General features: G+C 61.9%; 21 protein-coding genes. 13 read left to right on the forward strand and 8 right to left on the reverse strand.

Annotation, left to right across the window (positions count from 1 at the left end; all coding sequences use genetic code 11):
- The first annotated feature begins 103 nt into the window (after positions 1 to 103).
- Entirely contained in the window at positions 104 to 1,045 is a 942-nt protein-coding gene (locus CLU92_RS06290; protein ID WP_099419983.1) for a LysR family transcriptional regulator, read from the forward strand.
- Positions 1,046 to 1,400: 355 nt separating this feature from the next.
- Here the strand turns inward: CLU92_RS06290 and CLU92_RS06300 are convergent, their stop codons facing one another.
- The 3 genes from CLU92_RS06300 to nadB form a co-directional block, all read right to left on the reverse strand.
- Positions 1,401 to 2,642, reverse strand: a complete 1,242-nt coding sequence (locus CLU92_RS06300) for a hypothetical protein (RefSeq protein WP_101481195.1) — start codon at positions 2,640 to 2,642, stop codon at positions 1,401 to 1,403.
- A gap of 142 nt (positions 2,643 to 2,784) precedes the next feature.
- Positions 2,785 to 3,075 (reverse strand): hypothetical protein, encoded by a 291-nt coding sequence (locus CLU92_RS06305; RefSeq protein ID WP_101481196.1) that lies wholly within the window; start codon positions 3,073 to 3,075, stop codon positions 2,785 to 2,787.
- 137 nt (positions 3,076 to 3,212) lie between these two features.
- On the reverse strand, positions 3,213 to 4,826 hold the full coding sequence (nadB, locus tag CLU92_RS06310) for an L-aspartate oxidase (protein WP_101481197.1): 1,614 nt from the start codon (positions 4,824 to 4,826) through the stop codon (positions 3,213 to 3,215).
- 203 nt (positions 4,827 to 5,029) lie between these two features.
- On the opposite strand from nadB, the gene CLU92_RS06315 reads away from it, so the two are divergent.
- From CLU92_RS06315 to CLU92_RS06340, 6 genes are all read left to right on the forward strand, one after another.
- Complete coding sequence (locus CLU92_RS06315; protein WP_101481198.1) at positions 5,030 to 6,418, forward strand: TIGR03013 family XrtA/PEP-CTERM system glycosyltransferase; 1,389 nt, start codon at positions 5,030 to 5,032, stop codon at positions 6,416 to 6,418.
- Positions 6,415 to 8,466, forward strand: a complete 2,052-nt coding sequence (gene prsK, locus CLU92_RS06320) for an XrtA/PEP-CTERM system histidine kinase PrsK (RefSeq protein WP_101481199.1) — start codon at positions 6,415 to 6,417, stop codon at positions 8,464 to 8,466. Before CLU92_RS06315 ends, prsK begins: the two co-directional genes overlap by 4 nt.
- Positions 8,467 to 8,478: 12 nt before the next feature.
- A complete protein-coding gene (prsR, locus tag CLU92_RS06325; protein WP_101481200.1) occupies positions 8,479 to 9,834 on the forward strand; it encodes a PEP-CTERM-box response regulator transcription factor in 1,356 nt (451 codons plus the stop codon).
- Between the two features lie 105 nt (positions 9,835 to 9,939).
- On the forward strand, positions 9,940 to 10,383 hold the full coding sequence (locus CLU92_RS06330; RefSeq protein ID WP_101481201.1) for a hemerythrin domain-containing protein: 444 nt from the start codon (positions 9,940 to 9,942) through the stop codon (positions 10,381 to 10,383).
- Positions 10,384 to 10,418: 35 nt separating this feature from the next.
- Positions 10,419 to 11,366: a hypothetical protein gene (locus tag CLU92_RS06335; RefSeq protein ID WP_101481202.1), complete on the forward strand. Its 948-nt coding sequence runs from the start codon at positions 10,419 to 10,421 to the stop codon at positions 11,364 to 11,366.
- Positions 11,367 to 11,567: 201 nt separating this feature from the next.
- On the forward strand, positions 11,568 to 12,137 hold the full coding sequence (locus CLU92_RS06340) for a DUF1439 domain-containing protein (protein ID WP_101481203.1): 570 nt from the start codon (positions 11,568 to 11,570) through the stop codon (positions 12,135 to 12,137).
- A 1-nt stretch (position 12,138) separates the two neighbouring features.
- Here the strand turns inward: CLU92_RS06340 and CLU92_RS06345 are convergent, their stop codons facing one another.
- Positions 12,139 to 12,375: a hypothetical protein gene (locus CLU92_RS06345; protein ID WP_101481204.1), complete on the reverse strand. Its 237-nt coding sequence runs from the start codon at positions 12,373 to 12,375 to the stop codon at positions 12,139 to 12,141.
- A gap of 156 nt (positions 12,376 to 12,531) precedes the next feature.
- On the opposite strand from CLU92_RS06345, the gene CLU92_RS06350 reads away from it, so the two are divergent.
- Both CLU92_RS06350 and CLU92_RS06355 read left to right on the forward strand, forming a co-directional pair.
- Positions 12,532 to 13,254: a hypothetical protein gene (locus CLU92_RS06350; protein ID WP_133991607.1), complete on the forward strand. Its 723-nt coding sequence runs from the start codon at positions 12,532 to 12,534 to the stop codon at positions 13,252 to 13,254.
- A 118-nt stretch (positions 13,255 to 13,372) separates the two neighbouring features.
- The gene (locus tag CLU92_RS06355) at positions 13,373 to 15,421 is read left to right on the forward strand and encodes a M13 family metallopeptidase (protein WP_101481206.1); all 2,049 of its coding nucleotides are present in this window, start codon (positions 13,373 to 13,375) and stop codon (positions 15,419 to 15,421) included.
- Positions 15,422 to 15,466: 45 nt separating this feature from the next.
- On the opposite strand, the gene fdx is transcribed toward CLU92_RS06355, so the two are convergent.
- The 3 genes from fdx to lpxO form a co-directional block, all read right to left on the reverse strand.
- Positions 15,467 to 15,799 carry an ISC system 2Fe-2S type ferredoxin gene (fdx, locus tag CLU92_RS06360; RefSeq protein ID WP_101481207.1) on the reverse strand — a complete coding sequence of 111 codons (333 nt, stop codon included), beginning with the start codon at positions 15,797 to 15,799 and terminating at the stop codon, positions 15,467 to 15,469.
- 61 nt (positions 15,800 to 15,860) lie between these two features.
- A complete protein-coding gene (locus CLU92_RS06365; protein WP_101481208.1) occupies positions 15,861 to 16,259 on the reverse strand; it encodes a DUF6331 family protein in 399 nt (132 codons plus the stop codon).
- A gap of 95 nt (positions 16,260 to 16,354) precedes the next feature.
- Positions 16,355 to 17,254 carry a lipid A hydroxylase LpxO gene (lpxO, locus tag CLU92_RS06370; protein ID WP_101481209.1) on the reverse strand — a complete coding sequence of 300 codons (900 nt, stop codon included), beginning with the start codon at positions 17,252 to 17,254 and terminating at the stop codon, positions 16,355 to 16,357.
- A gap of 144 nt (positions 17,255 to 17,398) precedes the next feature.
- Here lpxO and CLU92_RS06375 point away from each other — a divergent pair, with 144 nt between their 5' ends.
- The 3 genes from CLU92_RS06375 to CLU92_RS06385 all read left to right on the forward strand — a co-directional run bounded on the left by CLU92_RS06375 (position 17,399) and on the right by CLU92_RS06385 (position 20,277).
- Entirely contained in the window at positions 17,399 to 17,824 is a 426-nt protein-coding gene (locus CLU92_RS06375) for a hotdog fold thioesterase (protein WP_101481210.1), read from the forward strand.
- A gap of 255 nt (positions 17,825 to 18,079) precedes the next feature.
- The gene (locus CLU92_RS06380; RefSeq protein WP_101481211.1) at positions 18,080 to 19,660 is read left to right on the forward strand and encodes a methyl-accepting chemotaxis protein; all 1,581 of its coding nucleotides are present in this window, start codon (positions 18,080 to 18,082) and stop codon (positions 19,658 to 19,660) included.
- A gap of 80 nt (positions 19,661 to 19,740) precedes the next feature.
- Positions 19,741 to 20,277: a CPBP family intramembrane metalloprotease gene (locus CLU92_RS06385; protein ID WP_101481212.1), complete on the forward strand. Its 537-nt coding sequence runs from the start codon at positions 19,741 to 19,743 to the stop codon at positions 20,275 to 20,277.
- Here the strand turns inward: CLU92_RS06385 and CLU92_RS06390 are convergent.
- Positions 20,259 to 21,758 (reverse strand): MFS transporter, encoded by a 1,500-nt coding sequence (locus CLU92_RS06390; RefSeq protein ID WP_101481213.1) that lies wholly within the window; start codon positions 21,756 to 21,758, stop codon positions 20,259 to 20,261. The two genes, CLU92_RS06385 and CLU92_RS06390, sit on opposite strands and share 19 nt — an antisense overlap.
- A 110-nt stretch (positions 21,759 to 21,868) precedes the next feature.
- On the opposite strand from CLU92_RS06390, the gene CLU92_RS06395 reads away from it, so the two are divergent.
- The gene (locus tag CLU92_RS06395; protein WP_101481214.1) at positions 21,869 to 22,762 is read left to right on the forward strand and encodes a LysR family transcriptional regulator; all 894 of its coding nucleotides are present in this window, start codon (positions 21,869 to 21,871) and stop codon (positions 22,760 to 22,762) included.
- The last annotated feature ends 25 nt before the right edge of the window (positions 22,763 to 22,787 follow it).

Here is a 22,787-nt window from a genome sequence, read left to right on the forward strand (position 1 = left end):
CCGCCGACGGCGATTCATCGGATGAGATGGCATATTAAATTCCGCCACTGTGGAGTACTAGTATGTGAAAATGGATAGCTTTCATACCTTAATCGGGATAATAATGCGCAATGCCCTCGACCTGAATACAGTCCGTGTCTACGTGGCGGTCGTCGATGAACAAAGCTTTGCCGGCGCAGCACGCCTGCTGACCCTGCCATCTTCTAACGTTAGCCGCCACGTCGCCTCGCTGGAACGCATGCTGGGCGTCCGCCTGCTGGAACGCAGCACCCGCCACCTGCGCATGACGGAAGCTGGCAGGCTACTCTACGAACGCGCAAAACCCTTGCTCGACGCCTTGCTCTCCACCGAGGAAGAGCTTGGCGCAGTACAGCGTGAGCTGCGTGGCCCCCTAAGGATGTGCATGCCAGGCGAAGCGCCAAGGCTGCTAGCTCCTATCCTGGCCGAATTCTGTAGCCTCCATCCAGGCATCGAGCTTGAATGCGATACCCGGATGACCGGACTTGAGGTACTTCGTGAGGACGTCGATCTTTCAATCGTCTTCCACCGTGGCCATCAGGAGGACAGTACTTTCATCACCCGCGAACTCGCCACCCTGCCCAGCATCGTGGTTGCCGCCCCCACCTTGCTAGCCAAGACCGGCATGCCACACTATGTGCGCGAACTGAAGTCTCTACCGTGCATCACCACCCTCAGTGCGCTGAAAGGTCAGCCCTGGCAGTTTCAGAACGCTGCGGGAGAAATCGTCAAGGTGCCGGTCCGCAGCCGTTACCGCGTCAACAGCGGAGAACTGGCAGTGGCAGGCGCACGGCAAGGCATCGGCTTCGCGATTGTGGCGGCCTATCCCTGCCAGGAAGATCTTGCTACGGGCCGATTGCAGGAGGTACCACTGGACCTGTGTCCCGCGCCCCTGAAATTACTGGGGGCATACAGCCATCGCCATTCCGTGACCGCGCGTGTGCGGGCGCTGCTGGATTTGATACAAGTGCGGTTGGCTGGGTCGGTTAACCCTCCCGTGGACCCCATAACTTGTGGAACGGTCTAGGATCTAAGTAGTGCACTGGACTCAAAGTGGAGTTCTTCGGAGCAGAAGCAGTCGCTCGGTATGACTTTCTCAATGTCAGCTTCTGGCCGGTTGCCGTCGTTGGAGTTTCCGCCCCAAAGCGAAGTTCGAAATTATTCCTCATCACGCAATCGCGTCCGAGCTTTTGACAGCGCTTGACCATATTCCATATTAAATGGAGCTACTGATTTCTTCTCAAAAAAGCAGCACAGATTCCAGAGCGCTCTTTGTTCTGCTTGGTCTACTATGTTCAACTGGTCTGAATCAGAGTAGCGGCTCAACAGCTCAAATAACACAAGGGCTACGTCAGCAGTAAGTGTTATTCCCTCCAACCCTTCTATGGTGTCACGAGCTGCGCAGAAGCGCTGCCTTCGGGGATAATCAGGGCAAAGTCGTAGCCGTTGATCAGGTTAAACATTTCAATGTCGCCCCCCGCCAGTTTGCGCGAGCCTGGCCGCAGTGACCGCAGATCAAATAGAGACCAGCTGCCGTCGGTGGCGCCTGCACTGGCCAGCAGATTGAAGGCCGGGCTGTCAAGTTCGATGTGTGCCGGCTGATATGGCTTGCGCGCTCCCGCGAATCTCAGTTGCGCACCCTTCGCCGCCAGCACGATCAGGTGCAGCGAGGTATGGCCCTGGCCTTCGGCGCGTTCAGCCAGAAAGTTGCCAATGTCACGATTGTTGAGTGGATTAATACCCTTGTATGCGTGATTTGCGCCGACCTTGACCACCAGCTTTTGCTCTTGCATGCCGAGGCGGGTTTCCAGGGTCCGCTTTAACAGCGTCAAACGTAAGCGGTTGGAGAGGTCGCGATCACCGGGCACTTGAGAGGCGCTTTTCTGATAGATGGCGCGGGTGGCCAGCAATGCATCGAGCAGCCCTAGCGCGGTTTGCTCTTTGGGGCCGGCAAGTAGCGGGCGCAACGAGGTCAGTTCCTCGCTTGGGGCCGATAGCATAAAGTACTCGAAGGGATTGCCGGTGGCTGCCGCCTTTTGAGATGCGACAGCTTCCATTTGACGCAAGGCTTCGAGCTTCGCGCGGGCGGCCGGATTAACCGGCTGGGCCAGCATCAGGGTGATCAGGTATTTGGCCGCCCCCACGAATTCCTGATCGATGCCCCAGTGCTTGAAGCGCGGTCCTGCGGCCAGAGCAAAGCCGGCGAGCATCTCTGCTTCCTGGCGCATGGTGTAGAAAGCAACGGAGTCCGGATAGGTGGCGTCGAATCTGGCGATAGCAGCAACCGCGTCGGGGCCCTTGAGTATCCCTTCGAGCGCGCTCGTCACGGCTGGACCATTTTCAGTTACCAAGGTCGTGAAGCCGGCAGGGGGCAAGGCATTGAAGTAGGCGGATGAGAATTGGGCGATCTCGGCGACACCGTGATCCTCGCCGAGGAGGACGTACTGCGCCTGGCGCGAAGCCTGTAGCAGCAGTGCCGCACCGGGTCCCGATAACGTGCCTTTGTCAACGGTGATAGCGAGCCGGCTGGCCGTGAGTTTTTCAAGGACGGCGGTATCGGCGACGGCCGAATCGGCGAAGCCGAGCGTCAGGGTGGCGGCAAGGAAGGCGAGACGGAAGAACATAATAGTGTGGGCCGATCAGGGCGGTCAGTGAATGTATCAACAGTTTAACTGTCGCTGGCAACATCGGCTTCTGGCCGAAAGCTGCTATTGCCAGGTTCCGTTCCAAAGCGTACCGTTTGACCTCACGCTGAGGCCTATAGGATCAAGTTATTTCTACCCGCACGCCGTTGTCATGGATGCGGCAACACCATTTCGCGGGTTTGCTCCACTCGCCATTGGCAGCAACGTCATTCAATTCAGCATTGCCCTCGGCAAACAAGTACTCTTCGGTGCCATCGGCGTAGCAATTGTATTCATAAACAAATACCGGCAGGCCTTCACTAAGCAATACACTGGCACTCGTTGCATCAATAACAAGGTCGGTTTTTGATAGCAACACCACATCCGGTTGAACCAGTTCGTTGCAGTCCACTTGTATTCTTGGCTTTTCCATCGCTCTCATCGTAAGCGAAGCGTGATGTCAATCAAGTAATTAGTTGCGATGGCCGCTACTGGCCGATAGCGGAACACCGCAATGACTGATCGCACGATGCGCCTGCCTTCCGAATCAGGAGGTGGTTGCTTTGTCGTCTACCTGTGCGGCGGCGTCAGCACGCTGGCGATGGCTTTCGGCAAGGTTTCCGGATAATCACGGCTGAAGTGCAGGCCACGGCTTTCGCGGCGCGACAGGGCGCTGTTGACGATCATCGACGCCACGTCGACCAGATTGCGCAATTCCAGCAAGTCGTGCGTGATGCGGAAGTTGCGGTAGTACTCGTCGATTTCCTCTTTCAGCAGGGCGATGCGGTGCTGGGCCCGCTCCAGGCGCTTGGTCGTGCGCACGATGCCCACGTAATTCCACATGAAGCGGCGCAGTTCATCCCAATTGTGGGAAATCACCACTTCTTCATCCGCATCCGTGACGCGGCTTTCATCCCAGTCGGGCAAATATGGCGTGCCCAGCTTTTCCTTGCTTTCGATATCCTGTGCGCAAGCGCGGCCGATGACGATGCATTCCAGCAAGGAATTCGACGCCAGGCGGTTCGCGCCGTGCAAGCCGGTACAGGCAGTCTCGCCCACTGCATACAGGCCCGGCAAGTCGGCGCGACCGGACAGGTCCGTGACGACGCCGCCGCAAGTGTAGTGGGCGGCAGGCACGATGGGGATAGGCTGCTTGGTGATGTCGATGCCCAGTTCCAAACAGCGCGCGTAAATTGTGGGGAAGTGTTCGATGAGGAACTCGGCCGGCTTGTGGCTGATGTCCAGGTGCACGTAATCGAGGCCGCGCTTTTTGATCTCAAAGTCGATGGCGCGCGCCACCACGTCGCGCGGCGCCAGTTCGGCCCGCTCATCGTGGGCCAGCATGAAGCGCTGGCCGGCCGCTGCGCCCGCTTCGGGCGGCAGTTTCAGCAAACCGCCTTCGCCACGGATGGCTTCGGTGATCAGGAAGGATTTCGCATACGGGTGGTACAAACAAGTCGGGTGGAACTGGATGAATTCCATGTTCGACACGCGGCAGCCGGCGCGCCAGGCCATGGCGATGCCGTCGCCGCTGGCCGTGTCAGGATTCGTTGTGTATAAATACACCTTGCCGGCGCCTCCCGTGGCCAGCACGGTGTGCTCGGCGGCAAAGGTGTGCACCTTGCCCGTTTGCTCATCCTGCACGTACAGGCCGTGGCAATGCGGTTGCGCATTGCGCTGTGTCGGCTTCATGCCCAGCTTGTCGGAGGTGATCAGGTCGATGGCGCAATGGTGTTCGAACAGGCTGATGTTCGGGTGGGAACGTACCTTTTCTTCCAGAGTCACCTGCACGGCGTGGCCCGTGGCGTCGGCTGCGTGGATGATGCGGCGCTGGCTATGGCCACCTTCGCGGGTCAGATGGAAGCCCAGTTCGGCCGTGGCGTCGCGCGTAAACGGCACGCCTTGCTCGATCAGCCATTCGATGGCTTCGCGGCCGTGTTCGACGATATAGCGCGTGGCGCTCTCGTCGCATAGGCCGCCGCCCGCTATCAGTGTGTCTTCGATGTGCTGCTGATGGCTGTCGCCCGAGTCCAGCACGGCCGCGATCCCGCCTTGCGCCCAGTTGCTGGCGCCATCGAGCAGCGCGCGTTTGGAAATGATCGCGACAGTGCGCGTCTCAGCTAAATGCAGTGCAACCGATAAACCCGCCAGGCCACTGCCGACAATCGCTACATCAAATTTCATGACATTCATCTCATTTAGGGGAAGCATACTATATGCCATTTCCCCTCATTCGGTAATGTGTTGAGATAAATTCTGCAAGCGAAAGATCGCCGGGGGCGTAGCTTGTGGCGCATCAATGTCCTCGCGGAACAGTTGGCCATCATGGCAAGACAGCAGCAGGCCGCCCTGTGCGCGGCGTGCCGCTTTTTGCCGCAGGAGGAACCATGATCCGCATCTTCAGCCATTATGTCTCGAAAACAGCGTTTATATTGCTGTTGCTGGAAATCATGATCCTGTTGCTGTCGGCCACCCTGACATCGATGCTGTGGCTGGCGGACGACAGCCGCCTGGTGCGGGTGGGTGAGCTTTACCTTTCGTCCACGATCTTTGCGCTGGTCATCGTGTTGAGCATGAGTGCGCTGGGCATGTACCAGCACCGCTCGCGTGAGGATATCCGCAACACTTTATTGCGCATCCTGCCTTCGTTTGCGCTGGGTTTTGCCGTGCTCAGCGTCTTGATCCGTTTCATCCCGTCCTTGCATTTCGGGCGCGGCAGCGTGCTGATCTTTGGCCTGGGCGCCATCGGCGTGCTGCTGGCGCGCCTGGTGGTGTTCAAATCCTCGCAATCGCCGCTGATGGAAGGCCGGCTGATCCTGGTGGGCGGCGGGGCACTGGCGCGCGAATGCATGGACTTGGCAGCGAGCAAGATCGGTTTCCACCAGTTTACGGTGGTCGGCTGCGTCGATGTGGCGGGAGAGCAATGCTGCGTGCCGGTCTCGGCCTTGCTGCCGGCCGAGCCGTCGCTGCTGGCCATGGCCCAGCGCCATGCGGCGCATGAGATCGTGGTGTCCGTCAGCGACCGGCGCAATGGGGCGTTTCCTGCCAAGCAGCTGTTGGAATGCGCGCTGGGCGGCGTGAAGGTGATCGACGCGGCCACGTTTTTCGAGCGCGAAGCGTGCCAGATCCGCATCGATTCCTTGCAGCCCAGCTATCTGATCTATGGCGGCGGCTTCGACCAGAGTTTTTTCCGCGCCGCCTCGAAGCGCCTGTTTGACTTGGCCGCCAGCAGCGTCATCTGCCTGGCGGCGCTGCCCGTGATGCTGGTCACGGCAATGTGCATCCGCCTGGAAGACGGCGGCCCCGTGTTTTACCAGCAGGAGCGGGTGGGGCGCGACGGCTTACCCTTTAAGGTGCTGAAATTTCGCAGCATGCGCTGTGATGCCGAGCGCGATGGCAAGCCCATCTGGGCGCTGGCCAATGATGCGCGCATCACGCGGGTGGGCAATCTGATCCGCAAGCTGCGCATCGACGAATTGCCGCAAATGCTCAATGTGTTTCGCGGCGAAATGAGTTTTGTGGGGCCGCGCCCCGAGCGTGTCTACTTTGTCGAGCAACTGAAGCAGCAGGTGCCGTACTACAACATTCGTCATAGCATCAAGCCCGGCATCACGGGCCTGGCGCAAGTGCGCTACCAATATGGCGCTTCCGTCGACGATGCCGTGAAGAAGCTGCAATACGATTTATATTATGTGAAAAATAACAGCCTCTTCCTCGACTTGCTGATCCTGCTCGACACGGTGCAGGTGGTGCTGTTTGGCAAGGGCAGCCGATGATGCGGGCGCAATCGGCCTGGCTGGCGCAGACTGATGCGGCGGCCCTCAGCCACGGCCTCGCGTCGCTGGCCTTCTTCGCGCTGGCGCTGCTATTCATCAGCAACTGGCGCGCGCGGCAAAACGTGCGCGCCTTGCTGCTCGCCTGCCTGGCGACGGGGGGCTGGGCCACGGGCACGGTGGTGCTGGTGCTGCTGGGGCAACGCATCGCGCTGGCCGGCGATGCGCTGGAGTTGCTGCGCACCCTGGCCTGGCTGGTTTTTCTGCTGTTGCTGATCGAACCGTCGCGGCCCCGCTTGCGTCTGGTGCTGGCCGGCGTCGCCCTCACGGCGCTGGCGCCCTGGCTGCTGTCCATGGCCTCGTCGTGGCTGGCGCTGCCTTTGCCGGCGCGTATCATCGCCAGTGTCTGCCGTTTGCTGCTGGCCGTGCTGGGCATGCTGCTGGTGGAGCAGTGGTACCGCAACACGCCGCCCTTGAAACGCTGGGGCATCAAGTTTGCCTGCCTGGGCGTGGGCGGCCTGTTTGCCTACGATTTCTATCTGTACAGCGACGCCTTGCTGTTTCGCGCGATCAACGATGATATCTGGGCCGCGCGCGGCATCGTCGACGCCCTGTGCGCCCCGCTGCTGGCCGTGTCGGCCGCGCGCAATACGGGCTGGGCGCTGGGCCTGTCCGTTTCGCGCCAGATGCTGTACCGCTCGGCCGCCTTGCTGGGTTCGGCCATCTATTTGCTGGCCATGGCGGCCAGCGCCTACTACTTGCGCTATGTCGGCGGCACCTGGGGTTCGCTGATGCAGATGGCCTACCTGGGCGGCGCGGCCCTGTTGCTGGCGGGCGTGCTGTTTTCCGGCAGTCTGCGCGCCAAGCTCAAGGTCACCATCAACAAGCATTTCTATAACGCCATCTTCGATTACCGCGAAGAATGGCTGCGTTTTACGCGGGCCTTGTCTGAAGATGGCCCGGCCCTGGGCGAACGCACGATACAGGCCATGGCGCAGCTGGTCGAAAGCCGCGCCGGCGCGCTGTGGATAGTGCGCGAACAGGGGCAGTTTGCCCCGGCCGCCACCTGGAACTGGCCACCGAGCACGTGGAGCGAGCCGGCGACCGGCAGCCTGTGCCAGTTTCTGGAAGCGCGGCAGTGGGTGATCGACGTGCCTGACTGTCGGCAAAACCCGCGCCAGTACGGTGGCTTGCAGCTACCGCCTGCGCTGCTGGCGCTGCCCGACGTGTGGCTGCTGCTGCCCTTGATGCTGCATGGCCAGCTGTTCGCCTTTGTCGCGCTGGCGCGGCCCCGTACGCGTATCGGCTTGAACTGGGAAATCCGCGACGTGCTGAAAATTGCCGGCAGCCAAGCCGCCAGCTATTTGGCGCACCGCGAATCGCTCGACACCCTGACGGTGTCGCGCCAGTTTGACTCGTTCAACCGCATGTCCACTTTTATTGTGCATGACTTGAAAAACCTCGTGTTCCAGCTGTCCTTGTTGTTAAGCAATGCCGAAAAGCACCGCGCCAATCCCGCCTTCCAGCAGGACATGCTGGGCACCCTGGACCATTCCGTGCAGAAAATGAAGACCTTGCTGCAGAAGCTGGCGCGTGGCGAGGCGCCGGAAGCGCCGGCGCCGCTGCTGCTCGATGGCTTGCTGCGCCAGGCCGTGGCCGCCAAGGCCAGCCTGGCGCCGGCGCCCCGACTGGAAATTGTCGATGCCGAGCTGACGGTGCTGGCCAACCGCGCTCGGCTGGAAAGAGTGCTGGGCCATTTGATCCAGAACGCCATCGAGGCCACAGCCAGCGATGGCAAGGTGGCCGTACGGCTGCGGCGCGAGCAGCACACGGCCGTGGTCGAGCTCGACGATACGGGGCAGGGCATGAGCGAGCAATTCATCCGCGAACGCCTGTTCAAGCCCTTTGACACGACCAAGACGGCGGGCATGGGCATCGGCGTGTTCGAAAGCCGCGAATACCTGCGCGAAGTGGGCGGCAGCCTGGAAGTGCGCAGCGAACCCGAGGTCGGCACCAGGTTTCGCGTGATCCTGCCGCTGCACGCGGCCTAGAAAAGGAGTGCCATGGGCAAGCAAAAACTGCTGGTCATCGAAGACGACCCGGGCCTGCAAAAGCAGTTGCACTGGAGTTTTGACGGCTATGAAGTCTTGTTGGCGGGCGAGCGTGAAACGGCGCTGGCGCTGGTGCGGCGCCACCAGCCATCCGTGGTGACGATGGATCTGGGCTTGCCGCCGGACCCGGACGGCGCCACGGAAGGCCTGGCCACCCTGCAGCACATCCTCGCGCTGGCGCCGGACACCAAGGTCATCATCCTCTCGGGCAACCAGGAGCGGGCGCATGCGTTAAAGGCCATCGCCCTGGGCGCCTACGATTTCCACCAGAAACCGTTCGACGCCGACATGCTGGGCCTGGTCATCGCCCGCGCGTTCTACCTGCACGCCATGCAGCAGGAAAACCGCCGCATGCTGCAGACGCAGGCGGACTCGCCGCTGGCCGGCATCGTCAGCCGCGATCCGGGCATGCTGAAACTGTGCCGCAGCGTGGAAAAAGTGGCGCCCTCGTCGGCCAGCGTGATGCTGCTGGGCGACTCGGGCAGCGGCAAGGAATTGATTGCGAAGGGCTTGCATGCACTGTCCAGCCGCCATGCGCAGCGTTTTGTGGCCATCAATTGCGCGGCCATCCCGGAAAACCTGCTGGAAAGCGAGCTGTTCGGTTATGAGCGGGGAGCATTTACGGGCGCGGCGCGGCAAACCTTGGGCAAGATCGAGCTGGCTCACGGCGGCACCTTCTTTCTCGACGAGGTCGGCGACATGCCGATGGCCCTGCAGGCGAAATTGCTGCGCTTCCTGCAGGAAAGAGTCATCGAAAGGGTGGGCGGGCGCGCTGAGATCGCCGTCGACGTGCGCATCGTCTGCGCCACGCACCAGGATTTGAAAATGCTGGCGGAACAGGGGCGTTTCCGCGAAGACCTGTTCTACCGCCTCAGCGAAATCGTCTTGCGCATTCCGCCCCTGCGCGAACGGGCCGGCGATGCAGCCTTGCTGGCCCACCATTTCAAGAACAAGTTCTGCGCCAGCGAGGGACGCAGCAACCTGCATTTCAGCGCGGGCGCGCTGCAGCTGATCGAAAGCCATGGCTGGCCCGGCAATGTGCGCGAGGTGGAAAACTGCATCAAGCGCGCCGTCATCATGAGCGACGGGCCGCAGATCGCGGCCGACGATCTGGGCTTGTCCGCCAGCGCCCAAGCGGCGCCCATGGACGAGGCCATCAACCTGCGCCAGGCCCGCGAAGCGGCCGAATACAAGGCCATGGTGCGCGCGCTGGCGCGGGCCGACGGCAATATCGCCCGCGCAGCTGACTTGCTGGGAGTGAGCCGGCCCACCTTGTACGACCTGATGGGCCATCACGGCATCAAGTAGCTGCAGGATACTGATATGAATTGAATATCAAGTTTGTGTAAGGCGTCGCACATACGCTGACGCCGCCATGGCGCATCCTTGTCTCATCCACAACAAGGAGGCGCCATGAATGCGATCAGTTTATTAATGCAGGACCACAAGGCCGTCAAAGCCTTGTTTACCCAATATGAAGGCTTGAGCGACCGCTCATTCGCCACCAAGAAAAAGTTGGCCGACCAGATCTGCCAGGAATTGACCGTGCACACGCAGCTGGAAGAAGAAATCTTCTACCCGGCCGTGCGCCGCCCCATCCACGACGGCGATTTGATGGATGAAGCCGTCGTCGAGCACGCGAGCGCCAAGGAACTCATCGCGCAGATCGAAGCGATGGATCCCGCCGACAACCTGTACGACGCCAAGGTCAAGGTGCTGTCCGAACAGATCGAACACCACGTCAAGGAAGAAGAGGGTGACATGTTTCCCAAAGTGCGCCGTACAGCCGTCGACCTCGATGCGCTGGGCCGGGAAATGGCCGCGCGCAAGGAACAGCTGAAGGGCGTGGCCACCTGAACGGCTTAAAAAATCAACAACCAAGGGAGAATTCCATGCAAGCTACACAATTGTCCGTGTCGGACCTGAACAATCCGGGCGTATCCTGGGGCGCCGTGCTGGCGGGCGCTGCCGCTGCTGCGGCCTTGTCCTTCATCTTGCTGATCCTCGGCGTGGGGCTGGGCTTGTCGTCCGTGTCGCCGTGGTCGTTTAACGCCACGGCCATCGGCGTGTCGACCATCGCCTGGCTGGCCTTCATGCAACTGGCCGCGTCCGGCATCGGCGGCTACATGGCCGGCCGTTTGCGTGTGAAATGGAGTTCCATCCACACGGATGAAGTGCATTTCCGCGATACGGCGCATGGCTTGCTGGCCTGGGCCGTGGCCACCCTGATCACCGTGGCCGTGCTGGCCGGCGGCACGCGCGCCGTGCTCAGCGGCGCAATCGATGCGGGCAGCGGCGTGGCGGCGGCAGTGTCCCCGGCCGCAGCGGCTGGTGCTGGCGTGGCTGCGTCCAAGGCGGGCGAGGGCGGCAGTGCCATCAATCCGCTCGATTATTTCTCGGACATGCTGCTGCGCGCCGCACCCGCACCCGCATCCGCAGCTGCTGCCGTCAGCGGCGCGCCCATGCCAGCATCTGCTGGCGTCACGCTCGCCGACCAGCGCGTGGAAATCGGCAAGATCTTTGCAACGGGCCTGTCCACGGGCAGCCTGGCCGCCGATGACCGCGCCTACCTGGGCCAGGTCGTGGCCAGCCGCACGGGCTTGACGCAAGCTGAAGCAGAAGCGCGAGTCGACGCTGTCTACGGCCGCGCCGCCAAGGCCGCCGCCGATGCCAAGGCAAGTGCCCAGCAAGCGGCCGATACGGCACGCAAGGCCGGTGCCCACACGGCCCTGTGGATGTTCGTCGCCTTGCTGCTGGGCGCTTTCGTCGCCAGCCTGGCCGCCACTGTTGGCGGGCGCCAGCGCGACCATGAGCGCGTGCTGCGCCATGTGACCATTTAAATCATCCATTTCAATCTAGGAGACTGCCATGCGTTCCATCCTCTTGCTGCTGCTGGGCATTCCATTGCCCATCGTCATACTGATCGCCCTGTTCGTGCACTAACAAAGCAAGAACCGGCGCCCGCCGCAAGGTGGGCGCCGGTTTTTGCGTGAAAGCGGCCGCATGTGTAAGATGGCGCCATCTTTCCACCGAGACTATCCATGAATGTGACCGCCATCCGTCCCTTGCTGAAAACCGCCGCCATCGCCGCTTTTACCTGCACGCTGCTGGCCTCGTGCTCCACCCTGATCGGCCCGCGCGACGTGAATGTGTCGCTGAGCAAGATGCAGCAAGGCCTGGAGCGCCGCTTTCCCATCGACAAGCGCGTGTTGTCCGTGCTGGACGTCAAGCTGACCCACCCGCAACTGTCCTTGCAGCCCGAGCGCGAGCGCGTGGCCCTGAGCGTGGATGCGAGCGTCTTGCCGCCGTTCATACGTCAGAGCTGGCGCGGCAGCCTGGCCATGTCGGGCCGTCTGGTGCTCGACGCCCAGCGCAATGCCGTCTACCTGAGCGAAGCGAGCGTGGACAAGGTAAGCATCGACGGCATGGATGAAGCGCAGCAGCGCCAGTTCGCCAAGGTGGCCAGCCTGGTGGCCGACCAGCTCATGCATGAAACGCCGATCTACACCTTCAAGCCCGATGAATTGCGCTACGCGGGCGTGCAATTCGTGCCCACGCAGATCAGGACCACCGGCAATGGGCTGACGGTGACGTTCGAGCCGGTGAAATAGGCTAGACCTCGAACGCTGGCGAGCTGATTTGCGTTGCCGTGTTATTGCGCGGCGTCGCCTCTTCGTGGAACAGGTCAGCCAAGTATTCGCACAACGCATCGGCTTGAATATCGTCCGGAATAATGAAATCGGCGGGCCGGCGCTTGCCTTCCGTGCCGAGATAGAATGCGCGCCATGCTCCCGGATTTCCCCGGACGGCAATCAGCGTGCCGAAAATATTGAATCTGCATTCCTGCATCAAGCTGCTCCATTTCCTTGCTCAAGTTTGACATTTGTTGTGCTATAGTAATATTTACTTATATAGTAACATTTACTTATCCAAGGGCGGGCAATGGTCAATATCAGCACGGCGGGAATCCAACCCGGGGCACTGTCTGCCGCGGAAGGCAGCAAGGTGTCATCAGGCAAGGCAGCATCGGACAAGGCCCAGACAACCCAGGCGCCGGCCGGCGCTGGCGCCGTGGCGGACGATGTCGTGATTTCGACCCTGGCCGGGCGCCTGGGGAAGGCTGCCACGGCCACCAGCGCCACCATCCGGGGCTTCGATCATGCGGCGCTGGGTCGGTGGGTGAATGACAATACCGATGACATCCTGTATCCGCTGGACGCCGAACACAAGGCGGCCGCGGCAAAGCAGGTGCCGCAACCGAATGACGCGGCATCGGCAAAGTCGGCCGCCGCCGCCACCGCTTATGTCGACAGGAAGGGCCCCAATCCGTTTGCCGGGCTTTCGCGCGAGCAATTGTCCGCCATTTCGAACGATGACAGCGGGACATTTACCATCAACGAGCGGCGTGCCGCCTTTATGCAGGCGTATCAGGAAGAAGAGGCCTGGCGCACTCAAGTCGTGGCGCAAGCCATGCATGAATACAATACTACCGGCAAGACGACCAATTTCTTCAAGTCGGTGCTCGCGCATTTCAATGCATTGCCCCAGCTGGAACAGTCACAATATCCCGCCAATTATGCGAGCGACCTGGAAGACAAGATCAAGCTCGATTTTAACTATTTCAATCATGCGGCCGGCAATGGGGGGCCAACGCCGGGTTCGCTTGCAGACATGCTGAAAAATCAGGATAGAAAAGGCCTGGATCTGTTTGATCTCCTGGGCCGCTGACCTCTGGAATTGTTCAACTGTCATTGTTGCCCGCAGGCAGGCCGACTATAATCCTGCCTCCCATGCCTGGACACAGCATGTTACCCAACATGAAGTTAAAACAATTAAAGGAATCTTCGTGAAACGTTCACTCATCAGCGCCGCTTGCTGCGCCTTGCTCGCCTTATCTTCGCCATCGCTGTACGCCCAGCAAGGTGCTACCGCCGCCGCGCCAGTCTCCGGCATCGACCTGAAAACCCTGGACCCCGCGGTCAGCCCCAGGGATGATTTCTACGGCTACGTCAACGGCGTGTGGACCCGCAATACGGATATCCCGGCCGACAAATCCGTCTGGGGCACGTATATCGAATTGCGCGAAATCGCGCAAGGCCAGCTGCGCGGCCTGATCGATGCCACCGTCAAGAACCCCGGCAAACCCGGCAGCGAGGCGCACAAGATCGCCGACCTGTACACGAGTTTCATGAACGACAAGGCGCGCGATGCGGCCGGCTTCAAGCCCCTGCGCACCGAGCTGGCCCGCGTTGCTGCCGTAAAAGACAAGAAGGACTTGCCGGCGCTGTTCGCTTACCTGCAAGGCAATGGCGTTGCCACGCCGTTTTCCGCCTATGTGGCGCCCGATGCGCAAGATCCCGAGCACTACACGGTCAACATCAGCCAGTCCGGCCTGGGCTTGCCTGACCGCGACTACTATCTGAAGGAAGACGACGCCAAGCTGCAAGCCGTGCGCGCCAAATACCTCAAGCATATCGAGACCATGCTGGCCATGAGCGGCGACAAGGGCGCCGTCGAACACGCGGCGCAGATCCTCGATGTCGAAACGCGTCTGGCGGCCGTGCAGTGGACGCGCGTGCAGATGCGCGACCCCGTCAAGTCCTACAACCGCGTCGACTTCGACAAGTTCGCGGCACTGGCGCCGGCCTTCGACTGGAAAGCCTACTTTGCCGCCGCCGGCCTGGCGCCGAAAGCCTCTTCGGCCGTCGTGCGCCAGCCCAGCTTCCTCAATGGTTTTTCCGAGGCTGTGGCTGCCGTGCCGCTGGCATCGTGGAAGAGCTATCTGAACTGGCGCATCATCGAAAGCTATGCGTCCTACCTGGACAGCGCCAGCGTCAAAGAGCGTTTTGCGTTCGACGGCACGGTGCTGCGCGGCGTGCCGCAAAGCGAACCGCAGTGGCAGCTGGCGCTGCGCTTCACGGATAACGCCATCAGCGACGCCGTCGGCAAGCGCTACGTGGACATGTATCTGCCGCCGGAAACGAAGCCGCGCGTGATGGCCATGTTTGACAATTTCGTCGCTTCGTTCAAGGATGGCATCGAGCAGCTCGACTGGATGGGCCCGGAAACCAAGAAGGAAGCCCAGCTCAAGCTGGCCGCCTTGAAGCCGAAGATCGCCTATCCGGACACCTGGCGCGACTACAGCAGCATGAAGACGCAGCCAAACGACTTGATCGCCAACGTGCGTGCGTCGCGCGCGTGGAGCCGCCAGCAAAACCTGGACAAACTGGGCAAACCCGTCGACCGCGACGAATGGTCGATGACGCCGCAAACCGTCAACGCCAGCTACAGCCCGGCCCTCAACGCCATCACGATTCCCGCCGCCATCCTGCAGCCGCCATTTTTCAATGTGAAAGCGGAAGATGCCGTCAATTACGGCTTGCTGGGCATTACTTTCGGCCATGAAATCAGCCATGCCTTCGACGATTCGGGCAGCCAATATGATGCCAAGGGCCGTTTGCGCAACTGGTGGACGGCAGAGGACCGCACGGCCTTCAAGGCGCTGGCCGCCGGTCTCGTCAAGCAATACGGCGCCTACAGCCCCGTGCCTGGCTACCACATCAATGGCGAGCTGACCCTGGGTGAAAACATCGGCGACAATTCCGGCCTGTCCATCACCTACAAGGCCTATCAGCGTTCGCTCGGCGGCAAGCCATCGCCCGTACTCGACGGCCTGACGGGCGAACAGCGCCTGTACATCGGCTTTGCGCAGAAATGGCGCGCGAAACTGCGTCCGGAAGCGGCGATTGCCCAGATCAAGAGCGACCCGCATTCGCCGGGCGAATTCCGCGCCAAGGGCACGGTGAAGAACCAGCCCGGCTTCTATGAAGCGTTCGGCATCAAGCCGGGCGACCCGATGTATCTGCCGCCCGAACAGCGCGTGATCATGTGGTAAATCATGTGGTAAGCCCGTAGGGCCGTCGGGCAAACGCGCCGGGGACTATTCCTTGGCGTGGTTGAGCGTGTACCGGGGCAGTTCCACGGTCAGGTCTTCCTGGCTAACGCGTGCCTGGCACGACAGGCGGGAATGGGGCTGCAAGCCCCAGGCCTGGTCAAGCATGTCTTCCTCATTGTCGCCCAGTTCATTGAGCGAGTCGAAACCCTGCACCACGACCACGTGGCAGGTGGAACAGGCGCCCACCTGGCCGCAGGCGTGTTCCATGTCAATCTTGTTGAGCAGCAAGGCGTCGCAAATGCTCATTGTTTCTCGCGCGTCGAACACGGCGCCGTCGGGGGCCAGCTCGGGATGGGGCAGGACGGTGATTTTTGGCATGTGGGGTTCTCCTCGGTTATTCTTCAATCCCGTCACCTTGGACCTTCCCGCCTTGGCAAGGTCAAGCCCCTGCGCGATCCTGTCCGACGATGCACGCATCCAGATGGTCGAGCAATTGCAGGAACACGCGTTTATCTGCAATGTGATTCATCGTGGCACTCGTCAATACATCGCTGGCAGCCGCCGTCACGGCCTCCTTGGCCGCTGCGCAGGCGGCATGCAGTTGCGCGCGATCCAGTTCCTGCAGCGCCGTGTCGATGCCTGCGCGCGTGAAATCGAAGGCATCCATGCCGCAGCAGCCGGCCACGCAATGGGTTTCCAGCCGGCAAATCAGTGGCCACAGCCCGTCCAGCAGGGCATCGATGTCGCCGGCCTGATGATAGCGCTCCCCGATGTCGATGCATTCGATCCAGTCATCATCGGCGATCTGGATATCGTATTGGTGCTCGCGTTGAGTCATTTTTCAACATTCTCCTGGTCTGTGGGATCGCATTATAAAAAAAACCGCCCGAAGGCGGTTTGCTTGCATCCGAGACGGCGCGTCAGCTAAATAAGCTAGATAAAGTAGATCAGCGCGACCACACCTACGACGAGGGCCACGCGGGTAATTTGATACGCGGTCTTGTTCCACGCCTTGAAGCGGCGGCGGTACTGGCCCATGGTCCAGGAAATCTGGAACAGTTTGCTGACACCGCCCACCTGGTCGCCCAGTTCGTTGGGCGAGGCGGCGGCCGTCATCAGGGTGCGGCCCAGCCAGCGGTTCAGACCTTGCGCCCAGCGGTAGCGCATCGGGCGCTCGATGTCGCAGAACAGGATGATGCGGTCGCTGTCGGCATCGTTACGGGCCCAGTGTATATACGTTTCATCGAACATCACGGCCTGGCCATCGCGCCAGCTGTGGCGTTCGCCATCGACGTCGATGAAGCAGCGGTCATCGTTGGGCGTCTGCAAGCCCAGGTGGTAGCGCAGCGAACCGGCGAACGGGTCGCGGTGCGGGTTGAGCTTGCCGCCTTGCGGCAGTTCCGCAAACATGGCTGCCTTGATCGAGGGAATCGATTGCAGCAGCGCATAGGTTTGCGGGCACATCTGCTGAGCAGACGGGTGGTTCGCGTCATACCATTTCAGGTAGAAACGCTTCCAGCCATATTTGAAGAAGGAATTGAAGCCCACGTCATTGTTCTTTTCCGCCGCTTTGATCTTTTTCATTTCCTGCATGCGCAGCGCTTCATCGCGGATGATCTGCCAGTTCTGCTGCAGCGGCGCCAGTTCGGGAAATTGATCGACGGAAAGATATGGCGTGGCCGGCACCTTGGAAAAGGTGTGCATGAACAGGTTCAGCGGCGCCATGAACGAGGAGTGATCGAAGATCTGGCGGCGAAACGGCAGGCGCACCTTGCCACGAAAATGAATATGTAAAACAGAAAACACAAAAATGCCCAGCAAGGCCCACTTCATACACAACCTCGTTTTTTAAGAATGGGGCAATTATAACCAGTTAATGCCACCGCTACCCCCTGCGACGGTGAAGGAAAGATGAAGCAGCGCGTGCGCGCCGCCTGCCCTACAATGGTTTTTTCTCCACACTTATCCGAGGTAACAATGGAAATCTGGCACGCACCGCTCGACCTGGCCACCCTCAACGCCGCCTGTGTAGGCACGGCCATGCGCCACCTGGGCATTGCATTCACGGCCTTCGGCCCCGACTGGATCGAGGCGACCATGCCCGTCGACCACCGCACCATGCAGCCGTTCAAGCTGCTGCATGGCGGCGCTTCCGTACTGCTGGCCGAAACCCTGGGCAGCATGGCCGCGAATGCCTGCCTCGATTCCAGCCGGCAAGTGAGCGTGGGACAGGAAATCAACGCCAACCACGTGCGCGGCGTGCGCGGTGGCCACGTGACGGGGCGCGCCACGCCGATACACCGGGGCCGCAGCAGTCAGGTGTGGGAAGTCCGCATCGTCGACGATGACGGCAAACTGTGCTGTATATCGCGCATCACCATGGCCGTCATCGACGCGCCTTGACTTGCATCAAAGCAATAAAAGTGAGCGCGTGAAATCATCCATAACGCTGTTCGCTTATAATTCAGTGTGCTGTTGTGTGGCGTGGGGTGTCTCCCGCATGCCTGCATTGCCCGAATATTAGAAGCTGACTGCCCAAAAAACGCCAGTTGGATACTGATATTGCTCTCTACGCAATATCGGCAAATGACGGTGAGCAGATCGCCCGGTTCCAGCGGAGCCGGCAAAAATCAACTTTATTACAGGGCAATAATAACAATGATGTCATTCAATCGTTTGACGATAGGCGCACGCCTGAGCGCAGGTTTCGGCTTGCTGGTGGTATTGATGCTGGTGCTGGCTGCCTTCGCGCTGCTGCGCATCGCTGCCATCTCCGGTGCCATGGACGCGCAGGACAAGGTACAGCAGGAAAAACTCGACCCGCTGTACGTGGCGCGCGAAGCGCTGGACCAGACGGGCCTGGCCGCCCGCAACGCGTATATCTTTCATGATCAGGCCGCCGCCGAAAAAGAGCTGGCCATCCTCGACAGCCAGAAGGCGCTGTACCTGGAAGCGCTGGCCAGGCTGGCGCCGCATTTCGCCGGTGACGCGCAATTCGAGAAAGTCAGCACGGGCCTGAAAACCATGGCGCAGGAATTGCAGCGTCCGCGCCAGTTCCGTGCCACGGGGCAGATGGAGCAGTACGGCACCTTCCTCGTCGAGGAGTGCAGCCCCCTGCGGCGCCAGATCGTCGCCGACATCGATGCCGTCCTGAAAAAGGTGCAGCACGAATCGGAGCAAGCCAGCGTGGCCGCGCGCGCCATCTACGGCCAGTCGCTGCGCTGGATCGGCGTGCTGGCCGCGCTCAGCGTGCTCATTTGCATTGCGGTGGCCACCGTCATCACGCGGGGCCTGCTGCGCCAGCTGGGCGGAGAACCGGCGTATGCGGCTTCGATTGCCGGGCGCATCGCGCTGGGCGAACTGGCCATCGACGTGCACACGCGCCACGGCGACGATAGCAGTTTATTATTTGCCATCAAAACCATGCGCGACAACCTGGCCACCATCGTCGGCAAGGTGCGCCACGGTACGGAAAGCATCGCCACGGCCTCGACCGAGATCGCTACGGGCAACCGGGATTTGTCGCAGCGCACGGAGCAGCAGGCCGGTTCGCTGGAAGAAGTGGCGTCGTCGATGGAAGAACTGATCTCCACCGTGCGCCAGAATGCGGACAACGCGCAGCAGGCGAACCGTTTGGCGCGCGAAGCGTCCACCGTGTCTGAACAGGGCGGCAAGGCGGTGGCCGAAGTGGTGCACACCATGGGCTTGATCAATGCCTCGTCGAACAAGATCGTCGACATCATCGGCGTGATCGACAGCATCGCCTTTCAGACCAACATCCTGGCCTTGAACGCGGCCGTGGAAGCGGCGCGCGCCGGTGAACAGGGTCGCGGTTTCGCCGTGGTCGCCACCGAAGTGCGCAGCCTGGCGCAGCGTTCGGCCGCCGCCGCGCGTGAAATCAAGACCCTGATCGACGATTCCGTCAGCAAGGTGGGCACGGGCACGGTGCTCGTCGAGCAGGCAGGCGCCACCATGCATGAGGTGGTGGCCGGCATCGGCAGGGTGACGGGCATCATGGCCGAGATCAGCCACGCCACGCAGGAGCAGGGCGCCGGCATCGAACAAGTCAACCGCGCCATCGTCGACATGGACCGCGTCACCCAGCAAAACGCGGCCCTGGTGGAACAGGCGGCCGCCGCCGCGCATGAGCTGCAGCAGCAGGCGGCCCAGCTGGAACAGGAAGTGGGTATCTTCAAACTGGCCCAGCCGGCCAACGCTCCCTTGCGCCTGGCGGCCTGAGGCCGTTCGCGCAGCAGCGCGGCGCGCCAGCAGACTTATTACGCGCTACAATAAGAGCTGGATCACCGCCAGGACTACTCATGCAAGTGCGCAGCAGCCACGATCTCTCCAGCCCGGACGACGACAAGCCGGCGCCGCCCGTGCTGCAGCTGGCCCTTGCCGGCCTGGGCTGGGGCTTGCTCACCTGCATGCTGTGTTTTGCCATCCTGTTCCTCACCAAATGGCTGCTGCCGCCCGACTACTGGGGCGCGCACACGGGGCTGACCAAGTTCAAGCGCGAAATGTCGCTGCCCTTGCTGGTGTTCTGGGTCGTCATCTATTCTCCCATCCTGGAAACCTTCCTCGGCCAGCTCCTGCCGCTGGAAATTCTCAAGCGCCTGGGCGCCAGCCGCCAGCTGAGCATTTTCATCGGCGCTGTCCTGTGGGCCATCGTGCATTTCATCAGCGGCGGCTTGCTGCACGCCATTGTCGCGCTGGGCTCGGGCGCCATGTTCAGCTTTGTCTACCTGCGCTACCGTGCTCCCGGCGTGGCTGTTGCCTATGCGACGACGACCTTTTCCCGCGCCTGCAACAATATCGCCGTTCTGGTCGCCGTGTTCTATGGCCTTGATGCCTGAGTCCCATCCTTTCTGAGCAAACACGGCACCAGCGCCGCCAGTGCCACGGCCAGCCCCGCCAAGCCGCCCAGCAATTGGCGGAAGGCGGCGTCATAGCTGGCGCGCAGCAGCGCTTCCTGCCCGCCCAGCAGTTGTGTTGCCTGTTGGATATCGCCGAGCGCGGCGCGGCTGGCGGCCGCCAGCACGGGCAGATCGGCAGGCAGCTGGCGCGCCAGGCCCGCGCCGATCAGACCGGCCAGCACGGCGCCCGCCAGGGCCAGCGCCACGCCATCGGCGCTGATGCGCACGGTATTGAAGATGCCCGTTGCCATGCCGGCCCGCGCTGTTTTCACCACGTTCAGCGCCATGCCGTCCATCAAGCCCCAGGGTAAGCCGATGCCCGTGCCGATCAGTAGCAGCGGTCCGGCCCAATCCGCAGGGGTGCCATGACCCAGGACCTGCGCCAGCCAGGCCAGGCCCGCCGCCGCCAGCAGCAGACCTGCCGCGCACACGGTACCGGCCTTGACCCAACGCAACAGCAGCGGCGCCAGCATGGGCACGAGCAGCAGCGGCGCGGCCAGGGCGGTCATCAGGCGGCCCGCCGCCAGCGCGGACATATTGTCGATGCCGATGAAGCGCCCCGGTAGCATGACGATGAGCACAATGAACAGGAAGGCGGGCGAGGCGGCCAGCACTTGCACGGCGACAAAGCGACGCTGGCGGAACAGGCTCAAGTCCAGCATGGGCTGCGTCGTCCTGCGCTCGATCGCGATAAAAACGCATGCCAGGATCACGGACAAAGTGACGGGCAACAGCACGGCCCCGCTGTGCCAGCCGTGTTCGGGCGCCAGCAGCATGCCCAGGGTCAACAGGGCCAGCGCGGCGCTAAAGCTGAGGGCGCCAGGCCAGTCCAGCCGGCCCTTGCCGCGCGGCGGATCGGCCGGCACCTTGCCCCATACCAGCAATATGCCAATGACGCCCAGTGCGGCCGTGGCGTAAAAGATGGCGGGCCAGCGCGCCAGTGCCAGCATGGCGCCCGCTACCAGCGGACCGAAAGCCAGGCCCATGCCAAAGGTCGTGCCCAGCACGCTCATCACGCGGTTGCGCGCCGCACCGTGGAACAATGGCGCCAGCGACGACATGGCGGCGGCGAACGCGGCCGCGCCACCGAGGCCTTGCACGAAGCGCAGCGCAGCGATCCAGGCCACCGAGGGCGCAACGGCAATGGCCAGGGTTGCCACGCAAAACAGCGCCAGCCCCGCGAGCCAGACCCGGCGCCGTCCCAGCACATCCGTCAGGCTGCCCGCTACCATCATGGCGCTGCCATAGCTGAGGATATACGCGTTGATGACCCAGTTCAGGGCGGCGGCGCTGCCGTGCAATTCGGCGGCGAGGGCTGGCAGCGCCACGGCCGGGCCCGTGAAACACAGGGGTATCAGCAAGCCCGTGAGGCAGGCGGCCAGCACTTGCAGGGAGAGTGAAAAAGATGAGGAAGAGGGCATGGAAATCGGCTCGGAGTGAAGGAGTGGCGAGTATGGCGCGCCCGTCATTGAAGAAAAATGGGCTAAACTGCCGAACATATCGGACAAAAATGTCCGCAATTGGGAATCATATGGATAGCTTGAGTGGCATCGCCATGTTTGTGCAGGTGGCCGACAGTGGCAGTTTTTCGGCCACGGGCCGGCTGCTGGGCTTGTCGTCGTCGGCCGTGGGCAAGAGCGTGGCGCGCATGGAGGCGCGACTCGGCGCGCGCCTGTTCCAGCGCAGCACGCGGCACTTGGCGCTGACGGACGAGGGCGAGAAATTCCTGCTGCGCTGCAAGCGCATCCTGGCCGAGGTGGCGGCGGCCGAGCGCGAACTGAGCGAGTCCAGCAGCGGTCCCAGCGGACGCTTGCGCATCAGCCTGCCACGCTACAGCGGCCTGTTCGAGCCGGCCATCGGCGCCTTCATGCAAGCCTATCGCGCCATCGAACTCGATCTCGATTTCTCCGACGCCATGGTCAACCTCGTCAACGACGGCTATGACGTCGCCGTGCGCACGGGCGAACTGGACGACTCGGGCTTGACGCGTCGCAAACTGTGCACGTTTCGCCGCCTGCTGGTTGCGTCCCCCGCCTACCTGGCGCGCCATGGCCGGCCCCTCGATGGCGCCGAGATGCTGCTGCACCGGCGCCTGGATTACCGTTTTCCCGCCACGGGCCGCCTGGAACAGTGGCCGCTGCCGGACGAGGCAACCCAGCCGGCGCCCGGCATGGTTTGCAACAGCGTGGAAATGCGCGTCTTCCTGGCCGTGCAGGGGCGGGGCATAGCCTACCTGCCTGCCTTTGCCGTGCAGCGCGAGCTGGCGGCGGGACAACTGGTGTCGTTGCTGGACGAGCATACGCAGGCGCGCACGGCCTTCTGGCTGCTGTGGCCAGCCAGTCGCCACCTGCCGCCGCGCCTGCGCGTGTTGATCGATTTCCTGGTGGAACAATTGCAGGATCAGGCTTTTGGCGCGCAGCCCTGACGCTTGCTTCTTCCCGGGAAGCGCC

It is taken from the genome of Janthinobacterium sp. 61, assembly GCF_002846335.1.
GTDB lineage: Bacteria > Pseudomonadota > Gammaproteobacteria > Burkholderiales > Burkholderiaceae_D > Janthinobacterium.